Annotated in this window: 15 protein-coding genes and 4 pseudogenes; 6 read left to right on the plus strand and 13 right to left on the minus strand. The window is 61.1% G+C overall.

What is annotated here, in order from left to right:
* Positions 1-34 precede the first annotated feature (34 nt).
* Positions 35-154: pseudogene (locus CWO89_RS07900) on the minus strand (transposase); the annotation flags it as partial.
* Between the two features lie 146 nt (positions 155-300).
* Here CWO89_RS07900 and CWO89_RS07905 point away from each other — a divergent pair.
* Entirely contained in the window at positions 301-924 is a 624-nt protein-coding gene (locus CWO89_RS07905) for a TetR/AcrR family transcriptional regulator (protein WP_165421048.1), read from the plus strand.
* A 135-nt stretch (positions 925-1,059) separates the two neighbouring features.
* On the opposite strand, the gene CWO89_RS07910 is transcribed toward CWO89_RS07905, so the two are convergent.
* Together CWO89_RS07910 and CWO89_RS07915 are read right to left on the minus strand one after the other, a co-directional pair.
* Positions 1,060-1,278 carry a hypothetical protein gene (locus CWO89_RS07910; RefSeq protein ID WP_130578069.1) on the minus strand — a complete coding sequence of 73 codons (219 nt, stop codon included), beginning with the start codon at positions 1,276-1,278 and terminating at the stop codon, positions 1,060-1,062.
* Positions 1,279-1,286: 8 nt separating this feature from the next.
* On the minus strand, positions 1,287-2,201 hold the full coding sequence (locus tag CWO89_RS07915) for an SDR family oxidoreductase (RefSeq protein WP_130578070.1): 915 nt from the start codon (positions 2,199-2,201) through the stop codon (positions 1,287-1,289).
* A gap of 205 nt (positions 2,202-2,406) precedes the next feature.
* Between CWO89_RS07915 and CWO89_RS07920 the strand changes: the two genes are divergently transcribed.
* A complete protein-coding gene (locus CWO89_RS07920) occupies positions 2,407-2,835 on the plus strand; it encodes a DUF2147 domain-containing protein (RefSeq protein ID WP_130578071.1) in 429 nt (142 codons plus the stop codon).
* A gap of 99 nt (positions 2,836-2,934) precedes the next feature.
* Here the strand turns inward: CWO89_RS07920 and CWO89_RS07925 are convergent, their stop codons facing one another.
* The 5 genes and pseudogenes from CWO89_RS07925 to CWO89_RS07940 all read right to left on the minus strand — a co-directional run bounded on the left by CWO89_RS07925 (position 2,935) and on the right by CWO89_RS07940 (position 7,699).
* Positions 2,935-3,528 carry a TetR/AcrR family transcriptional regulator gene (locus tag CWO89_RS07925; protein WP_130578072.1) on the minus strand — a complete coding sequence of 198 codons (594 nt, stop codon included), beginning with the start codon at positions 3,526-3,528 and terminating at the stop codon, positions 2,935-2,937.
* A 441-nt stretch (positions 3,529-3,969) separates the two neighbouring features.
* Complete coding sequence (locus CWO89_RS47670) at positions 3,970-4,224, minus strand: hypothetical protein (RefSeq protein ID WP_245475807.1); 255 nt, start codon at positions 4,222-4,224, stop codon at positions 3,970-3,972.
* A 3-nt stretch (positions 4,225-4,227) separates the two neighbouring features.
* Positions 4,228-4,413 (minus strand): annotated as a pseudogene (locus CWO89_RS49430) (hypothetical protein); the annotation flags it as partial.
* A gap of 653 nt (positions 4,414-5,066) precedes the next feature.
* Positions 5,067-7,253, minus strand: coding sequence for a xanthine dehydrogenase family protein molybdopterin-binding subunit (locus CWO89_RS07935; RefSeq protein ID WP_130578074.1), 2,187 nt, complete (start codon positions 7,251-7,253; stop codon positions 5,067-5,069).
* Positions 7,253-7,699, minus strand: a complete 447-nt coding sequence (locus CWO89_RS07940; protein ID WP_282528112.1) for a (2Fe-2S)-binding protein — start codon at positions 7,697-7,699, stop codon at positions 7,253-7,255. The genes CWO89_RS07935 and CWO89_RS07940 overlap by 1 nt, the downstream gene beginning before the upstream one ends.
* Before the next feature lie 534 nt (positions 7,700-8,233).
* Between CWO89_RS07940 and CWO89_RS07945 the strand changes: the two genes are divergently transcribed.
* Entirely contained in the window at positions 8,234-9,046 is an 813-nt protein-coding gene (locus tag CWO89_RS07945) for a DUF3108 domain-containing protein (protein WP_165421049.1), read from the plus strand.
* Positions 9,047-9,332: 286 nt separating this feature from the next.
* On the opposite strand, the gene CWO89_RS07950 is transcribed toward CWO89_RS07945, so the two are convergent.
* Both CWO89_RS07950 and CWO89_RS07955 read right to left on the minus strand, forming a co-directional pair.
* Positions 9,333-10,661: an MFS transporter gene (locus CWO89_RS07950; RefSeq protein ID WP_130578077.1), complete on the minus strand. Its 1,329-nt coding sequence runs from the start codon at positions 10,659-10,661 to the stop codon at positions 9,333-9,335.
* A gap of 472 nt (positions 10,662-11,133) precedes the next feature.
* Positions 11,134-12,030 (minus strand): dihydrodipicolinate synthase family protein, encoded by an 897-nt coding sequence (locus CWO89_RS07955; RefSeq protein WP_165421050.1) that lies wholly within the window; start codon positions 12,028-12,030, stop codon positions 11,134-11,136.
* A gap of 184 nt (positions 12,031-12,214) precedes the next feature.
* Between CWO89_RS07955 and CWO89_RS07960 the strand changes: the two genes are divergently transcribed.
* Positions 12,215-12,949 carry a FadR/GntR family transcriptional regulator gene (locus CWO89_RS07960; protein WP_130578079.1) on the plus strand — a complete coding sequence of 245 codons (735 nt, stop codon included), beginning with the start codon at positions 12,215-12,217 and terminating at the stop codon, positions 12,947-12,949.
* A 281-nt stretch (positions 12,950-13,230) separates the two neighbouring features.
* Here CWO89_RS07960 and CWO89_RS47680 read toward each other — a convergent pair whose 3' ends face one another.
* Entirely contained in the window at positions 13,231-13,539 is a 309-nt protein-coding gene (locus CWO89_RS47680; protein ID WP_245475809.1) for a hypothetical protein, read from the minus strand.
* A 51-nt stretch (positions 13,540-13,590) separates the two neighbouring features.
* Positions 13,591-14,162: pseudogene (locus CWO89_RS49435) on the minus strand (filamentous hemagglutinin family protein); the annotation flags it as partial.
* Positions 14,163-14,772: 610 nt separating this feature from the next.
* Between CWO89_RS49435 and CWO89_RS07970 the strand changes: the two are divergent.
* Complete coding sequence (locus CWO89_RS07970; RefSeq protein WP_130578080.1) at positions 14,773-14,988, plus strand: hypothetical protein; 216 nt, start codon at positions 14,773-14,775, stop codon at positions 14,986-14,988.
* Between the two features lie 269 nt (positions 14,989-15,257).
* Positions 15,258-16,205 (plus strand): annotated as a pseudogene (locus tag CWO89_RS07975) (HWE histidine kinase domain-containing protein); the annotation flags it as partial.
* Positions 16,206-16,226: 21 nt separating this feature from the next.
* Here the strand turns inward: CWO89_RS07975 and CWO89_RS07980 are convergent.
* Entirely contained in the window at positions 16,227-17,774 is a 1,548-nt protein-coding gene (locus CWO89_RS07980) for an acetolactate synthase large subunit (protein WP_130578082.1), read from the minus strand.
* Between the last annotated feature and the right edge of the window lie 125 nt (positions 17,775-17,899).

Consider the following 17,899-nt stretch of genomic DNA (forward strand, 5'->3'; position numbering starts at 1 on the left):
TGCGAGACGACAGTTAACCGTACTGCTCCTCGCTCCTTCGCTGATTCGTGTGAACGTCCAGGTCGCGGCTGGCTTGCGCCACCGACACCCCGCGTTCCCTGAGCAGCTTGACCGCTTCGACCTTGAACTCGCGACTGAACTTCCGTCTCTTCATCGCCCACCTCCGGCTTCATGAACACCCAATCCTGATGTCCATCAAACCGGGCAGCAGCTCGATCTTCCAATAGTTCTGATCGCTCTAATTCGTTTGTAACAGCGATTACTTCGGCTTATAGGGCACTTATGCGGAAACTCGACCCGGTGAAGCACGAAAATAAGCGTCAGGAAATTTTGACGGCGGCGATGCGCTGCTTTTTGCGGAGCGGACTCAAGGGAGCCTCCACGGCCCAAATATGCTCCGAAGCAAAGATCAGCCCTGGGCACCTCTATCATTATTTCGAGAGCAAGGAAGCGATCATCGGAGCACTGTCAGAGGCATACCTTCAGACGGCAGCGGAACGCTTTAGAGCAGCAGTTGGCGGAGATCGCTCGGTAATCAATGCGATTCTTTCCGAAATGGACATACAGGCGAAAGGGAGCCAACCGGCCAAACTCGCGCTTCTGTTCGAAGTCTTCGCCGAGAGTGCGCGCAACCCCGAAATAGCGAAGATATTGCGGACATACGACCTAAGCAGGCGTGGCGTGATGGCGGAAGTCCTACGTCACGGACAAAGGCGAGGCGAAATCGATCCCAAATTGGATCCGGAGGCTGGGGCGACGGCGGTAATCGGCCTTGTTGACGCAGCGAAAGCGATGACCCTTCGCGCGTCGCGATCCGACGTTAAAAAGGTTCAAGACACATTCAAGTCGATATTGACGGGACTTCTGCGTTCACCGACGCAAAAGGCAACGAAATCAACACCACCTTTCCGCTCGCGTCCATGATCGGGCCGAGACTGGTACGCCACGACGTACCCGCAAAAAAGGTCTTGCCCCCCATTCCGGCAAAGGCTGATTCGGCGAACACCGATCAGTGACCTATTGGACTTGCGGGGTGCGGCACGAAGGTTGCGAGTTCACTCACGATCGTCGGGACACCGCTTCATCGAACGGATCGACAGCGACCGTCTCGAAGTCCGCGTCACGCTCGATCGGCGGCCGGATCGCTTGGCGTTGCACCTCGTCACGCTGCACCGGTGACAATGACGGACTGACGTCGACAAGTCGCTCGCCGCAGCCGGCGAGCCCAGCCGTCAGGATCGCGCCGCCTAGAGCGAGGCGGGAACGCATTTTGCTCATGGCGCGGCCTACCCGAACTGGACGCGGCAGAGCCGTTCGGAGACTTCCCACAGGCGGAAGGCGACTTCGGCGTCCTTGGCCTGGGGCGGCAGCTTCGCCTCCGCCGGGTGTCCACGCATCTCGTTCATCTTGTCGGGCCCATAGTACGTGCCGGGACGCGCGTCGGGCGAGGTGGCGGCGAAGAGGGTCGGCAGCGCGCCTTGCGCAGCCGGCTGGAACATGAACCAGAAAAGCCGCCGCGTAAGACCGACGATGCTGCTTCGCCCGGCGCCATTGGGCAGCAAATCGGTGCGCGAGACGCCGGGATGGGCCGCGAGGCTGGCGACACCCCAGCGGCCGCGATCACTGCGGCGCTGAAGCTCAAGCGCGAACATCAAGTCGGCCAGCTTCGACTGGCTGTAGATCGCCATCGGCTTGTAATCGCGCTCCCCCTGGAGGTTGTCGAAGTCGATCTTGCCATTGCGCGCCGCGACACTGGATATCGTCACCACGCGCGGGTCGCGGCCCTTGCGAAGCAACGGCATCAGTCCGGCCGTGAGCGCGAAGTGGCCGAGATAGTTGGTCCCGAATTGAAGCTCGAACCCGTCCGAGGTCACGCGCCGAACCGGCGGGACCATCACCCCGGCGTTGTTGATGAGCACGTCGAGGCTGGCACGCGTGCCGCGCAGCCGCTCGCTAAAGGCGGCGATCGAGGCCAGACTCGCAAGGTCTAACTCCTCGAAGCCAGCATTCGCCTGCGGCACTGCCTCGCGGATGCGGGCCAATGCCTCCGCACCCTTGGCAGGGTTGCGCCCGGCCACGATGACCTCCGCACCGGCGCAAGCAAGCGCCAGAGCGTCTTCGAAGCCGAGCCCTCCCGTGCCGGTTACGATGACGGATCGGCCATGCAGTGATGGCATGTCGGCCGTAGTCCACTTTGCCATATCGATTCCTTTTTGAACTGCTGCCTATATTAGATCGATCACTCGATCTATTTAATATCCGGAGAGCGGCCGCGCAACTGCTCACCCCGAGGGGCGCTTGAATAATTACACTCAGTGTAATACATTAACTACACCCAGTGCGAGTTTTTCGAAAGGATCTGCAATGCCGAGTTGGAAAGCGTTAGCCGCAGCCGGAATCGTCTTGATGCTCATCGCGGGCACCACCGGTGCCTTGGCCCAAAGCAAGAAGCCCGATGATATCGTCGGCATATGGGAATCCGACAACCTCAAGATCGACATGTTCAATGCCGGCCCGGAATACAATGCGCGCCTGCTCTGGGGCGACAAAGTCGTCGAGGCCGACGGTAAGACGTTCAAGCTCGACGCCCACAATCCCGATCCGTCGCTACGGTCGAGATCTCTGAAGGGAATTGTGTTGATCAAGGGACTTACGTGGAAGGACGGGAAGTATACCGGAGGTACGCTGTATGACGGCCGTTCGGGACAAAGTTACAACTGCGACGCGGAAGTCGCCGAAGGCGAACTCCGGCTGCGCGGCTACGTGGGAGTTTCGCTTCTCGGCAGAACTGTCGTTTTCAGAAGGGCGTCGGCGGCGTCGGGCTCGAAATCCTGACAGCGGCGCCGGACGACGAAAGATCCCGGTACCTGGCGGCATTCCCGCCTCGGGCTCGGAATAGCATCATCGGAAGAGCCGACCTCTCAGCGCGGAAGCTTAGAGCTCGGCCTTCAAGTTCGCGAACGAATCGCGGAGATAGGCCGAGAGAGGGCGTTTTCCCTCCTCGGCGCCCCACGCTTCGAGCGCCAGACGCATCGCGCCGATCGACATCATGGCGACCGCGCGCAGCGCCTTCTGTCGCTTCGGTTCCGGCCACATAATGCAGAGCGCCTCGAATACGGCCTGCTCGCTCTCGACATATTTGGCGTGGGTCCGGGCCGCCAATGCTTCGTTCGAGCGCATCAGCTTGTCGATCATGATGCTCTTGTCGGAGTGATAACGCGCCGTGAGTTTCAATAGAGCATTCTTCACTGCTTCAAGCGGGGGCTGCTTGGTGGACTGTTCCAAAACCACGCTCCTGAGCGCCTCCGCCAGTCCCCGCTGCCAAGCGAGCACAATCTCCTCCTTGGACTTGAAGTAGTAGAAGAAGGTCCTTCGCGAAATTCCCGAAGCTTCCGCGATTGTCTCGAGAGTGGTCGCGTCGTAGCCGTGCTTCACAAACAGTTGCAGACCCGTTTCGGCTATGCGTTGCAGGGTTTCGCGCCTTTTGCGTTCGCGAACCCCCTCTTCCTTCGGAGATGTGTTCTTCATGACCTATTGTCGCATGAATTTCAGCCCTTGGTGACCTTCATCGAGTGCAATAATGGATTCTTGCGCATAGTGCGATTCTCTGTCCAGTAAGGTCAAGAGCGCATGGTTTCCTTCTTCAGACAACGGCCGGTCTTCGCTGCTGGGATAGGCCGTCAGGATGCGAAGAGCAAGCCGCGGACAATAGCAGAGTCTGTATGCACGACCTTGCGAAGCGAGTGCGGGAGTCCGGGCAAATTCGCCTTCTCGCCGAACGTCAATCCACTGGAGTCACAGCGCTGCTTTGCAGCGGACGCAATCAGTATCTCAAGACGCCGACGAGGCTTTTGAGCGCTCGGCAGCCCCGGCGATTTGGGCGGCCGTTGCATCCGGGTTCGCGGTGGCTCGCAGTGTTAGTATCCTCGATTCGTTCCACGACGACGCCTGCCAAGGTCGTACAGGCGGTCACGCCTTGCTCGGCATTGCCGACGAGAACGCGGCATAGCTCCGCGCCCGGGCGTATTGCCGGAAGTCGTCCGCGTCGAGCGGACCGAATGCCGCCGCCTTCTCGAAGGCTTCGGCGCATTTCGTAAATTCCGCGAGCATGTAGGTGGCACGCCCCAGGCCGACGTATCCGCTCGCGTCCCCGTGCTCGATTCCGTTGCGGAAGTGCTCGGCCGCGTCTTCGTAGCGACCAACCTTCAGATAGAGCGCGCCCAAGCCGAAGCTGGCTTCCGCAAGGCTCGGATCGAGAGCGAGCGCGGAGAGGAAAGCTTTTTCCGACTCTTCGGCGTCGCCTCTCTCCTGCCGGTGAGAATCGCCAGTCGGAGCCAGGTGTCGGCGTGGACGATCTCCAGCTCCAACGCTTTGCGCAGGCAGGTCTCGGCCAGCTCGTCGCGGGAGAGGCATTCGTAGATGCTCGAAAGGTCGCGCCACAGCCGGACGTCGGTCGGCGCCAGGGAAAGGGCCGCGACGAACGCCTCCATGGCTAGTTCGTAGTTCTCTGCCCTACGGCACATCGATCCGAACTGACGCAACGTCGGCAAGGGTGCCCCGTGCCTCTCGAGGAGGGTCACGACAATGGGAAATCTATTCTTTAGATCATCCAACTTGCCGGAGACGCTATCGGCATCCAGCAGGTTAAGCGCCAAGTCGATCGAAGCTGTCTTCATCGGGCCGAGGTTCGTCTGTGCTTCGATGTGGTCCGCAGCGGCCACCAAGCCGGTCCGCAACGTACCCCGGAGGTGGCCCCGCTGAAGACGACCGGCCGTCACGAGCGCACCATCGTCACCAGGACCCCGCGGATGTCGCCCTCCGATTCGAGGGAAACCGACTGATGGTCCCCGCGGGTCGCTGACGATTCCCCGTGCGCAACTGCGATCGACTGAAGATTGAGGACAGCCGCCGCAAGGCAACGAATGAGACTCCGACGGTCGAACTTCATGGCAACTCTCCTTCGATAAATGAGAGGAAATCGTGCGAGATGTGTGGCTCTCGACGAAGCGGTTCGAGGCAGACGTTCGGTTCAAAGGTATTGCTGAGGGACGATTTCGCTCCCAAGATCACGTGACGAACGGAAGACCGGTCGTCGCCCTTCCGGTGAGGCTCAGAATCGCGTTGGCCACGGCGGGAGCGATCAATGGCACACCGGGTTCGCCCACACCCGTCGGGTTCCTCCGCGAAGGCACGATGTAGGTTTCGACGGAAGGCGCCTCGTCCATGCGAAGAACCCTGTAACCGTCGAAGTTCGTTTCCTGCGGAACGCCGCGATCAAGCGTTATGCGGCCGTAGAGCGCGGCACTTAGTCCGAAGCAGACCCCACCCTCCATCTGCGCGGCAATCTGGTTCGGAGCTACGGCGACGCCGCAATCAACCGCGCAGACCACGCGGCGCACTTTCGGGATTCCTCCGCGCATGGATACTTCGGCCACCTGGGCGACGACGGTACCGAAGCATTCGTGAACGGCGAGCCCGCGTGCCCACCCGGCTTCGATCGGGCCGGCCCAACCTGCCTTCTTGCAGACGAGCTCCAATACGGCGAGCCGACGGACATCGCCTGCCTTCGCATAGATTGCGCGGCGGTACTCGGCCGGATCGCGTTTGGCCCGACGCGCGAGCTGGTCGACTGTATGTTCGAGGACCATGGCCGTGTGAGAGTTGCCGACCGAGCGCCAGAATGCTGGAGGCACGGCGAGCTTCGGCGTGAAAACCTTGCCATCGACCACGGCCGCGACGGCAAGGTACGGCGAATTCTTGATGCCCTCGACAGCGATTTCGTTGGCGCCGAACGGAATCAGCGCCTGCGCCACGGCGTGATGGCGCCAGGCAGCCGGAAGGCCTGCGTCGCCGCACTTGATGGAAATCCTGTGGTGAACCATCGGCCGGTAGTATCCTGAAGTCATGTCGTCTTCTCGCGTCCAGACGAGCTTGACCGGCCTGCCGCCACCCACGTGACGGGCGATGTTGACGCATTCGACAACGTAGTCGGATGTCATGATGCCCCGGCGTCCAAACGATCCGCCCGCCGGCAACGTTTCGATCTCGACCATGCCGGGCAGCGAGATCGCCGTCAGCGCGGCATTAATCTGGTCCATGGTCTGCAGCTGCGACGCGAACATCAGCTTCACCTTGCGCCCGTCGACCCGCGCGACGCAGTTCATCGGCTCCATCGCAGCATGTGCGAGATACGGGAAGTCGAACGACGCCTCGAAAAGTTCTCCATCGAAGGCCCGCTCGACATTGCCGACGGTATGGAACGCCGCGCCGGTCACATCGGTTTTGCCGTTGGCGATATCGCGGTAGAGAGCCCGCAGTTCGTGCGATGAACGCGTCTCGGCCTTCGTGTCGTCCCAAGTGATCTTGAGCGCGTCGCGCCCGCGGCGCGCGGACCAGGTGTCTTCCGCAACCACCGCCACGCCGCTCCCGATCTCGAACACGTCCACCACGCCGGGTATTCTTCGGGCCGCGCCGGCGTCGAAGCTGGCGAGCTTGCCTCCGAAACGGGGAGGGTGGGCAACCATTGCCGTGAGCATGCGCGGAAGCTGGACGTCCTGCGTGTAACGCGCAGTACCGTTGCTCTTGGATTGGCTATCCTTGCGGCGCACAAGATCCGTTCCGATCAATTTGTAGTCCTTGGGATCCTTGAGCGTCGGATTCGCCGGCGGCGTGACCTTCGCCGCGTCAGCGAGCAACTCAACGAAAGTTTCCTGACGGTCCGAACCGGCGTGATATACGACGCCGCTTCGTACGTTGATCGAGGCGACGGGTACGCCCCACTTTCCGGCAGCAGCCTGCACGAACATCGCGCGCGCGGCGGCACCGGCGTGGCGAAGCTGGTCCCACGAGCCTGCGATGGCGCTCGAGCCCGCGGTAGCCTGGATTCCCATCACCGTGTTCTTGTAGATGGCGGCATTTGCGGGGGACGACTCGAGCCTGACTTTTTCCCAATCCGCGTCAAGCTCTTCCGCGACGATTGCCGCGAGCCCCGCGTGGGTGCCCTGCCCCATCTCCTGATGCTTGTTGACGACGGTAACCCAGCCCGCTTCGTCGATCTTGATGAACGGCCCGAACGCGCTTGGATCCGGGCTTTGCGCGCCGATGCTCAGCGCGCCAGACGCGACGGCTCCTATGTTTCTTGCCGTGTAACCGACCACTAGCGCCCCGCCCAGCAGGCTGCCGCCCAAGACCAGACGCCGGCGGGTGAGCACGGGCGATCGCGACGACCGTTCTTCGGATTTACGTTCGGACATCACGCGACTCCTGCCGCATCCTTGATCGCCGCTCTGATGCGCTGATAGGTCCCACATCGGCAGATGTTTCCACTCATGGCACCATCGATGTCGGCGTCGGTGGGCTTAGGGATCGCTTCAAGCAGCGCGGCGGCTTGCATGATCTGGCCGGACTGGCAGTAGCCGCATTGCGGAACGTCGTGCTTGACCCAAGCGGCAAGCAGGCGATGGTCTGCACCCAATCCCTCGATCGTCCTGATCCTCATGCCTTGCGCGTCGGCTACGGAAATCGAGCACGAACGCAGAGCCTGCCCGTCCGCATGAACCGTACAGGCTCCGCATTGGGCGACGCCGCAACCGTACTTCGTCCCGGTCAACCCGAGATGATCGCGGATGGCCCAGAGCAACGGCATGCGGACATCGCCGTCGAAGTTCCGGTCGTTTCCATTGACGTTGAGCTTCATCACCGCGCTCCTTGCCTCCGCCCCGGCCCGCGGCGGAGCGGCTAAATAATTGCACCAAGTGTAAAGTTTATATCGCACTCAGTGCAACAACAAGCCCAGAGGTTGAGCTTTTATGCGGCCATTTGGCGCGTACACAATATCTTTAGTCGCTTTCGAGTTGGACTCAGCCCCCTTAAATAGAGCGACCGGTCTAATTCTCTTGACGCTAAAATTCGTCCTCGATAATAGATCGATCATTCCGTCTATTGTTCCGGGGGAATGCCATGCGATTGCTTCGAGCCCATCGTGGATCAGTCGACCCCCGCGGCTGTGAGAGCGACGCGGGTCACCAACTTGCCGCCGTGCCGAGGCGAATTCACAACACCTCCACTCTCGGCACTTGGTGGCGCCCGGCTTAGCGCTATTTGCGCCTCAGATCGGACAAAGTTGAATCCGGATGGCAGCCTCCTTCGACCGGAACGAACTTTGAATGCAAGGCCGAGGCAAGGAACCAAGTTACTACGCGGCGCTGGCGCGCTCGCAGAAAGAGGTCGAACAATGATCGATTGGGCAGGGAAACCAGCCAGGCGAACGATCGCGGCGCTTATGGCCGTTGCGGTATCAGGGCCAATCCCTCAATCGGCCATGGCTGCGACGGTCTATGCGCGGTATTCGCTGGCTTATCTGGGGGTTCGGGTCGGCGAGGTTAAGACGGCGAACGACATTGGCGCGTCATCCTACCAAGCTGACCTTGATGCCCAGCTAACGGGCGCCGCGAGAGTCGCTATGTCGTATAAGATCAACATGAAGGCGAATGGGCTTGTCCGCGAAGGAGCCCTTCTTCCCTCGCACTTCACGACCAGCCAAGTCGGGACCGGCAGAGCGCAAAGCATACGGGTGTCGCTCAAGGGCGGCAACGCGCAAACCACCGAGATTGATCCACCGATCGAAGATAGCGCGGCACTGGTTCCTTTGAAGGAAGAATACAAGCAAAATGTGGTCGATCCCGTTAGCGCACTCATACTGACTGTTCCGCCCGGTGACGATGGAGTGGGCCCCTCCTCCTGCAACCGAACCTTGCGCGTGTTCAACGGTGTTTTCCGGGCGGATATAACCCTCTCTTACCTCAGGACGGAGCAACTCAAGACCCGAGGCTATTCCGGTCCCGCGGCCGTATGCTCCGCGCGGTTCGTCCCTCTCGCGGGTCACGACCCAAATTCGTCGATGACAAAATTCATGGTCGCCAACCAGGGTATCGAAGTTCGCCTGGCTCCGGTGAGGGGCACCTCAATGGTCATGTTAGTCTCGGCGACCGTACCCATGCCATTGGGTACCGGAGTCATAAAGCTCGAGGAACACAAGACGCAATAACTGCCCGTCGGCACGCGCCAGTGAAGCAGTCCCAGTTTCGACTCGATTCATCGACTTCCGAAGGAGGTTAAACGCCTTCCCGCCGCAAGCGACATCATGGGAGAGCGCTCAGGCCGGCCGGAAAATCTTTCCCATCGTGCCGGCTACAGGCGCGGGAATGATCTCCTTCCGGCGCTGATGCTCGAAGGGTGCGGACGATCAGTTGCCGCGATGGACGTGGGCCGCATCATGCGGATCCGGACCCACGTTTCCCCGACACGGTGTTCGAACCAACGACGCCATACGACTAGCGCTCCTGCCCCACTCGGCTGAGAGTATTTGCCGCATCGGGATCCTCTGGCACGACGTAGAGGAGAGTGCCCGCGACCGCAGATATCAGGGAGGCCCCACCCATGAAGGCCGCGATCGCGTACCAGTTCCCCGTTGCGCCCAACAAGTAGGTCCCCATCAGAGGCGCCGTCGCACTGCCGAAGATCGTGCCCAAGGTGTATCCGATGGCCATCCCGGTATAGCGAACCTTGAGCGGAAATACCTCGGTATAGAATGTGGGCATCACGCCGTAGTTTGCGGCAAACGGAACGAACATGATGATGAAGCCGAGCAGCATCAGGCTGAAGCTCCTGGTCTCCAGGAGCGAGAACCAAATGAATGGCGCCACGGTCATGACGGCTGCGCCTGCGACGAAGATCATCTTGCGATTGATCCTGTCAGAAAGCCAGCCGAAGAACACCATGGCTACTGCAAGGAAAAGGAAGGCACCCATCACCAGGATGAGCATTTCTCCACGCGGGACGCCCAGATGTTGGGCATAGGAGAGGGAAAAGACAGAAGCCGTATAAAAGAACGTACCGGCACCGACGTATGCCAATGCGAGAAGGATTAGCCGCCCCTTGTAATCCTTAAACGTCTCCAGGAGGGGCGTCTTCACGAGGTGCGCCCTGCTCTTAACTTCTTCGAAGTCAGGGCTCTCGGAGACACGCGCGCGGATCACCATTCCAACCACAACCAGAATTGCGCTCAGAACAAATGGAATTCGCCAACCCCAGGACAGGAACTGAGACTCATCCAGAGCGCTCAGGGCCAAGAAGGCCAGATTCGCAAGAATGAGGCCGAATGCCGATCCCGTGTTGACGATACTCCCAAACAGGCCGCGTCGCCCGGGGCCGGCGTGCTCCACACTGATCAGCACGGCCCCGCTGTACTCTCCGCCCAAGGAAAAGCCTTGAACAATGCGGACAACGACGAGCGTTACCGGTGCCCAGATCCCGATTGCATCATAAGTCGGCAGGAGCCCGATCAGGAATGTCGCGCCACCCATCAAAGACAAGGTGATGATCAAGGAGGACTTGCGCCCGATCCGATCCCCGAGATGACCAAATACGGCCGCCCCAATGGGGCGCGCAATAAAAGCAACCGCGAAAGTGGACAGCGACAGCAACGTGCCGACAAGCGGATCAAAAGAAGGAAAGAAGAGCCGTCCAAAAACCAGAGCGGCCGCGATTCCATAGACGAAAAACTCATACCATTCGACGATAGTCCCCGCTAAGCTCGACGCAAGCGCCTTCGTTGCGTCGGCGCCGTCCACAACCTCACTTTCAATCGTAACTGTCGACATATCAATCCTCCCATTGGATTTTGGTTTTGGCGCATCCATCAAAAGCCCGCACTGTGGTCTTGGCTTTGTTGACGCTTCGAAGTCGGATGCTCGCTCCCAAAGGAAGCCGGATCGCCATTTGTGGAAATGCGCTGACTCCTTTAAGCTGCTTCTTTTTGTGACGTCCTTAGTGCTCCTCAATCAATGCTCTGAACTGGAGTTTCTCCTGAACGCCTCGGGATCAGCTCGCCACTGCGTCAATGCTCTACGCCTGCGCTGATCAAGGCTCAGGGCTGAAAAGGTTGGACGTTCCAGCCGAGTGTCGACGAAGTGTGGCCTGGGTACTCAATGCGCCGTTCCAGCGGCTCAGCAAGCAGCCGCCCAACGTGAGCGCCAACGAAACGACCCGCCAATGTTGCCTTGATACCTGTGGAGCAAGGCGAGCCCTTTTCTCCAGCCAGACGCCTTGACCACAGCGTCGATGGAGGACCGTCTAGAGAACGCCGAGGTCGACAAGGACCGCCGCCAGCCGCTTCTCGTTTTCAACCGACAGTCGTCCTAGGGGATTTCTGGCCGGTCCGACACTCAGTCCCAGCACGTGGAGCGCGGCCTTGACGGCCTTCGATAGGCCGAGTTCGACAAGGAGATTGGCCAACGGTAACAGCTTCTCATGCTGCTTCCTGCCTTCGACCAGGTTCGATTCGACGACCACTGTGCGATGAAGTGCTACGCAGCGGGATGGCACTATGTTTGCCATGCCGGTTGTCCATCCGCGCACACCCAGGCAGAAGGCGGGAAAAGCATATGGATCAAAGCCGCCGCCAAGCACCTCGAAGCGATTGCCGAACCTAGACTTCAGCAGCGAAATACGGTTCACGTCCATGGTCGCTTCCTTGATCGCGACAAGGTTTTCGATGTGGACCATGCGAGCGATCGTATCGCCGGTCAGATCAACCTGCGACGTGAACGGGTTGTTATACAGCATTACCGGCAGCTTGACGGACCGAGCGACCTTCTCCACGTGTGCGACGACCTCGTCGGCCCCCAAAGCATAGTACGTTGGGATGCTGATCATCACGCCGTCAGCCCTACTGGCCTCGGCATGCTCGGCCAGGCCGATCGTCTCTTTCGTGGTGATAGCGGAGATTCCGATCACCGCAGGGATGCGGCCTTTCGTGATCGACACGGTCGCCTCGGCGAGTTGCTGGCGTTCAGGAGTGCTGAGATAGGCAAATTCACCGGTGCTGCCGAGAGGAATTACGGCATGCACGCCTCCCTCGATCACGTGGTTCAGCAACCGCTCGTATGAGCGCAAATCGATACGTTCGCCTGACTCGTCGAAAGGAGTGACAGGAAAGGCAAGGACTCCCTGGAAAAGTTCTTTCGCCATTTCAAACCTCATCTTTTCTGAATGGCTCTCGAGCCGGACTTGGATCTGTCATGGGCAGGAACCAAACCACATATCAGGCTGTCTGACAAGTAGGTCACCTGATATCAGGTAGCCGGATTATCTTGCGAGGATCGGTCCGCTTTTGTAGAGGTCTTATTGAGCACCAGAGGGCAGGTAGCGGGCGATGGACTTGAAAACTCAAAAAGCACTTCCCCGCGTGACAAAAGTGTCGCTGGTAGATGAAGTCATCGCCGCGATACGCACGATGCTGACCGAGGCCTGGAGCGTCGGGAGCAAGCTTCCTTCCGAGCAGGAACTTAGCCGGCAACTGGGAGTTGGCCGCTCCACGGTACGCGAAGCGCTGCGTGTGCTTGAGCATCTCGGCCTTGTCGAATCCCGCAGTGGGCTGGGCACCTTTGTCATCGAACAGCGGATGACCCCGCCTAGGATTAAATACCCACAAAGCCCGGAAGCCTTGGTGCAGCTCTATGAGTTTCGTCGCGCGATCGAGATTCCCTCAGCACGTCTGGCGGCAGAGCGCCGAACCGCCGAACAGTTGGCAAACATCAAGGCGGCGTGGCGCGATTGCGAACTCGCGGTGAAGCGCGACAGTGCTGATGAGTTTGCGCGGCTCGATTTCCTCTTCCACGCCGCGATCGTGAAGGCCGCGCATAATCGTTTTTTCCTGGAAACCTTTTTCAGCGTGCAGGACTCCTTTGCCAATAACGTCACGCTGATCCTCGGACAGGGTCAGCTCAAGAGCATGCTGCATTTCCATGACGGGTTGATCGAGGCGATCGAACGACGTGACGCCAAGGCCGCCGCCCGTGCGGCTGAAGACAATTTCAAGGAAACTGATGTACGCATACGATTGCTGTTGCAGAGCACCAACGGCGTAGACAAGCCGAAGAAGCGATAGTCTACGCGATGTGCCGCTGGTCTAGCAGCGGAATGGGGGAAAGCTGCATGGTGGCGCGCCGGCATAGACGTTCGCAATTCGTCGAACCCAAACATCCCGGTTCGTCAGAGCCGTTTGAAAACCGTTTTAATCCACTGCTCCCTGCAATGAACCATATTTGCATCCCCTGAGCGACGAGACGATCGCTCAGGTGTCCACCCCGAAGGACGGCCGGTAGCCATGTCGATGACGAACCCAGCCAAGTAGCCGCAAGCAGCCCATCGCGCCAGCCGCCGTGGGCGCTAAAGTTTCCGCTTCTCCTCATCATTCAGGACCTCTTTCTCCTGATCGGTCAAGTCACCGTGACCCAAGACCTGCACCGCTCCGTTTGTGTTGTATGTCTGCCGCCCCTGCATTTTGCGCGAACGCTCGTCGTCATTGCTATTCGGCGCAACACCATCACCGCCGCCGAAGCCGAGGAATTCGACGATGATGATCGAGGGCTGTTCTGCGGTTCCGGTCTGGGCCGGTTTCGCCACCTGTTGGGCGGCGCCGGCGGTGTTCGACGCCTCGGTGAGACCGCCGATGTTCGGGGCGTGGATTGTGGGCACACCGGTCGTATTGCCCTGCGCCTGGATATTGGCGGCGCTGAGGATCTGCAGCGCCGCGAGGTTGACGTTACCCGAGGAGCGGATGCCCGCCTCGCCCGCATCGATCGTGCCGAGCGGTGCGATCAGATCGACATTGCCCGCAGGAATGCCCGGGATCGGTTGAGGGTCGCGATGCCCGCACCTGAGGACGGCACATTCGGCGACAGGGTCACGCCGCCATAATCGTCATAGACGCGCCTTGCCGGCGTGTAGACGATCGTGCTCTTTGCGCCGCGGCCGGCGTTGATGTCGCCTTCCGCCGACCAGATCAAGATATCTCCGCCGAAGGTGGTCATGATGCGCGACAGGCCGAGCAGCACGCTGCCCTTGGAATACATCTGAATGTCGCCCTCACCCTGCGTGATGATACCCGCACTTGACGGCGGCACCGTGCCTTCCACGCCGACGATGATCTGCCCGTTCGGCGCGAGCATCTGGATGTTGCCGCCGAAGTTGGTGCGGATACTCGACCCTCCGAAGATGGTGATGTCCCCCTTGCGCTCGGTCGGATTGCCATTGGCGTCCGTCTCGGGGAACAGCATGGCGATCGCCTCGCGGCCGCGCAGATAGGAGTTGAAGCGCATGCTGTTCGGATCGTTGTATTCGCGGCCGCCTTCGCGCAGCTCGGCGAAGTGGACCTGGCGCAGGAAGATCGCGCGTTGTTCGACCGGAAGCGCATCGAAAAAAGCGATCGCCTGCTCGACCGTGCCCTGGAAGCCGAACCGACCCTTGAGCCATGTGCTCAATTCGGCTTCGTAGATCTTCGCGACCTTGCCGGGTTGATCGGCCAGAGGGACACCGGGCTGCGCGAGGTTGGCCGGATCGAGATAGCGCGCTGCAAGAGCAGCGTAGTCCGGACCGCTCGATCCAACGCCGGCCTGCAGGACAATATCGGCACCGGGACGCAGATCCCCCGCGACCAGCGGGCCGACGCTGGAAAACGGACCATTGACCAGCGTCCCCGGATCGGACTGGAAGACGTTGCGGCCGGCCGTCACTTCCAGCGAGGTACCGAGAAGAGTGATCGACTGGCCGGCTGCCGGAGCCAGAACGTCCGGCAGGCACCGCGGGTTCCAGCCTCGCGCCTTCCAGCGTCGAGTTCACGCGCCGCTCACGGACTGCTGATCGCGGCAACGGAACCGGACGCATCGCGGTTCCGTTGAAGACCGGGGGCCAACTTGGGAGAACCATCCTATGCGTAGACTGATTATCGCCGCCACCGCACTGGCGTTCATTTCGTCGGCCGCTTCAGCACAGACCACCGACAAGGCCGGCGGCGCGACTGGCCAAGCGGCACAGAGCGACAATGCGAGCAAGGATGATGCGTCGAAAATGGCGCCGAAGAAGAGCTCGAAGAAGGTGGCGAAGAAGTCGTCGAAGAAATCCGGCGAAGACACGATGCATCAGTAAGACAGGATTCATGGGGATCAAGGCCGTCCTTCGGGGCGGCCTTTTTTGATGTGCCCTCGTCGCTGTGCTCACCGTCCTTCCGTCCGGATTTCCACTGAATTTGCAGGCCACTGCACGCACCGGGAGGAACATTTCCCTTGGTGTCGAATTACCGGCTGAAGACCTGCGGGCATGGACGTGTGATGCTGAACCTCTTTGACGATTCGGAAGAAGAAGCAGAGATCGAAAAGATCCTGGCGCATCACACCGCCATCAGCGCCGACACCGACGAGCAGCAGTTTCGCGATGTGCTTCAGGCGCTGCCCGCCGCGATCTACACGACGGATGCGGAAGGCCGCATCACCTTCTTCAACGAGGCCTGCATCGAGTTTGCCGGACATGTGCCTGCCATCGGCGACATGTGGTGCGTGAGCTGGAAGCTGTTCCGCCCGGACGGCACGCCGCTTCCGCATGGGGAGTGTCCGATGGCGGTCGCGCTTCGTGAGAACCGCCCGGTCCGCAACATGGAAGCAATCGCCGAGCGGCCCGACGGCTCGCGCATCTGCTTCATGCCCTATCCTACACCCTTGCGCGACGCTGAGGGGCGGCTGATCGGCGCCGTCAACATGCTGGTCGATACCACCATGCGCAAGCAGGCCGAGGAGCGCATGATGCGGCTCGCCTGGGAGGTCGATCATCGCGCCAACAATCTGCTGGCGGTGATCCAGGCGATCCTGCGCCTGACCAAGGCCGATACCGCGCAGGAGTTCCAGGCGGCCTTCCAGGGGCGCCTCAGCGTGCTCGCCAATGTGCAGCGGCTGTTCTCGGTCTCACGCTGGACCGGCGCCAACATCCGCGCGATCATCGAACAGGAGCTCAAGCCCTATGCGGTACACGACTCGAGGCGGGTCGCGATCGACGGCGGCGATTTGAGGCTGACGGCCACGCTGGCGCAGGCGATCGCGGTCTCCGTGCATGAGCTCGCCACCAACGCCGCCAAATATGGCTCGCTCTCCAGCCCCTCGGGAAAGATCGCCGTCAGTTGGCGGACCGATAACGCCAACCTTTCCCTGCGCTGGCAGGAGAGCGGCGGTCCCAAGGTGGCCGCGCCCACGCGGACCGGATTTGGCGTCGGCGCCGTCGACGGCGTGGTTCGCACGTTGAGCGGCACCATCACCCGGCAGTGGGAGCCGGAGGGGCTGATCTGCGAGTTCTGCTTCCCGGATATCGCGGCATAGGGCAAATCGCGAGCAGCCCCCTTACATCTGCACCTCGATCAGCCTCGGTCCCGGCTCGGCGATCGCCTCCGCGAGCGCCTTGTTGAACTCCTCAGCAGTCGCGACCGCGCGGCCCGGCACGCCCATGCCCTTGGCGAGCGAGACGAAGTCGATGGTCGGCCGGTCGATCTTCAGCATGTCCTGCGCCCGCTTGCCCGGCTCGCCGGCGCCGACGCCATCGAACTCGCCGCGCAGGATCTGATAGATGCGATTGGCGAACACGATGGTGACGACGTTGAGGTTCTCGCGCGCCTGCGTCCACAGCGCCTGGATCGTGTACATCGAAGAGCCGTCACCGACCATGCAGATCACCTTGCGATCGGGAGCGGCCACCGCGGCGCCGGTCGCAACCGGCGGCGAGAAGCCGATCGAGCCGCCCATGTTCTGCAGCCAGTCATGGGGCGCTGCGGCCGCCGTCGGCGGGAAGAAGCCGCGGCCGGTGGTGATGGATTCATCGACCACGATTGCGTTCTCCGGAATTGCGCACGCGATCGCCTGCGCGATCGAGGCAAACGTCAGCGCACCGGTCGGCTTCGCAAGCTCGACGAGCTTCTGCGGCTTGACGTCCTGCGGCTTGGCCCCGAGTGCGCCGGCGAGCGCCTCCAGCGCCGCCACCGAATTCTCGCCGCCCGAGGTCATGCGATGCACCTCGCAACCCTCCGGCTTCAACAAGCTCGGCTTGTTCGGGTAGGCGAAGAAGGCGACGGGGTCGTTGGCCTCGACCAGCATGATGTTCTTGAAGTCCTTGAGGATCGGCAGCGCCTGCTCGATCACGTAAGGAATGCGATCGATCAGGAAGCGGCCTCTGCCGCGGGCCATCTTCGGATTGTAGGTCTGGCCCATCACCTTGCAGCCGGTCTTGCCGGCGATCTGCTGCGCCAGCGCCAGCCCATGCTCGGTCAGCGCGCTGCCGGTCAATAGCAACAGGTTCTGCGTGCCACCTTCGCGCAGCACCTTGGCCGCCGCTTCCACCGCCTGCGCCGAATAGTTCGGCCGCTGGCTTTCCGCCGGGACCTGCGCGATGCCGTCGGCCTCGTTCCAGGCGGTGTCGGCCGGCAGGATCAGGGTCGCGATCTGCGGCGGCGTGCTCTTGGCAGCGGCAATCGCGGCAGCGCCATCGGCGGCGACCGACTTGGCATCCGGCGAGGTCCTGACCCAGGCCGACATCGGCCGCGCCAGGCCCTCGATGTCGGAGGTCAGCGGCGCGTTATAGGCGATGTGGTAGGTCGCGTGCTGGCCGACGATGTTGACGATGCCGGAATTCGCCTTCTTGGCGTTGTGCAGGTTGGCAAGGCCGTTGGCGAGACCGGGGCCCAGATGCAGCAGCGTCGAAGCGGGTGTTTCCTTGATACGGAAATAACCGTCGGCCGCCCCCGTCACCACGCCCTCGAACAGGCCGAGCACGCAGCGCATGCCCTCGACCCTATCCAGCGCGGCGACGAAATGCATCTCCGAGGTGCCGGGGTTGGTGAAGCAGACGTCGACGCCGCCCGCGACCAATGTCCGCACCAGACTTTCCGCACCATTCATGTCTCGCTCCCGCATTCCCGCGATGTTGTGTTGGCCCAAGTCGAGTGTCTCAAGCCTGGCGTCCCAGGCTCAGATCAACCATTGTTCGCCCGTTTCGTCAAAGGTTTAGCGGGACATTGCTGTGG

The organism is Bradyrhizobium sp. Leo170 (assembly GCF_004296405.1).
In the GTDB taxonomy this organism is placed as follows: Bacteria; Pseudomonadota; Alphaproteobacteria; order Rhizobiales; family Xanthobacteraceae; genus Bradyrhizobium.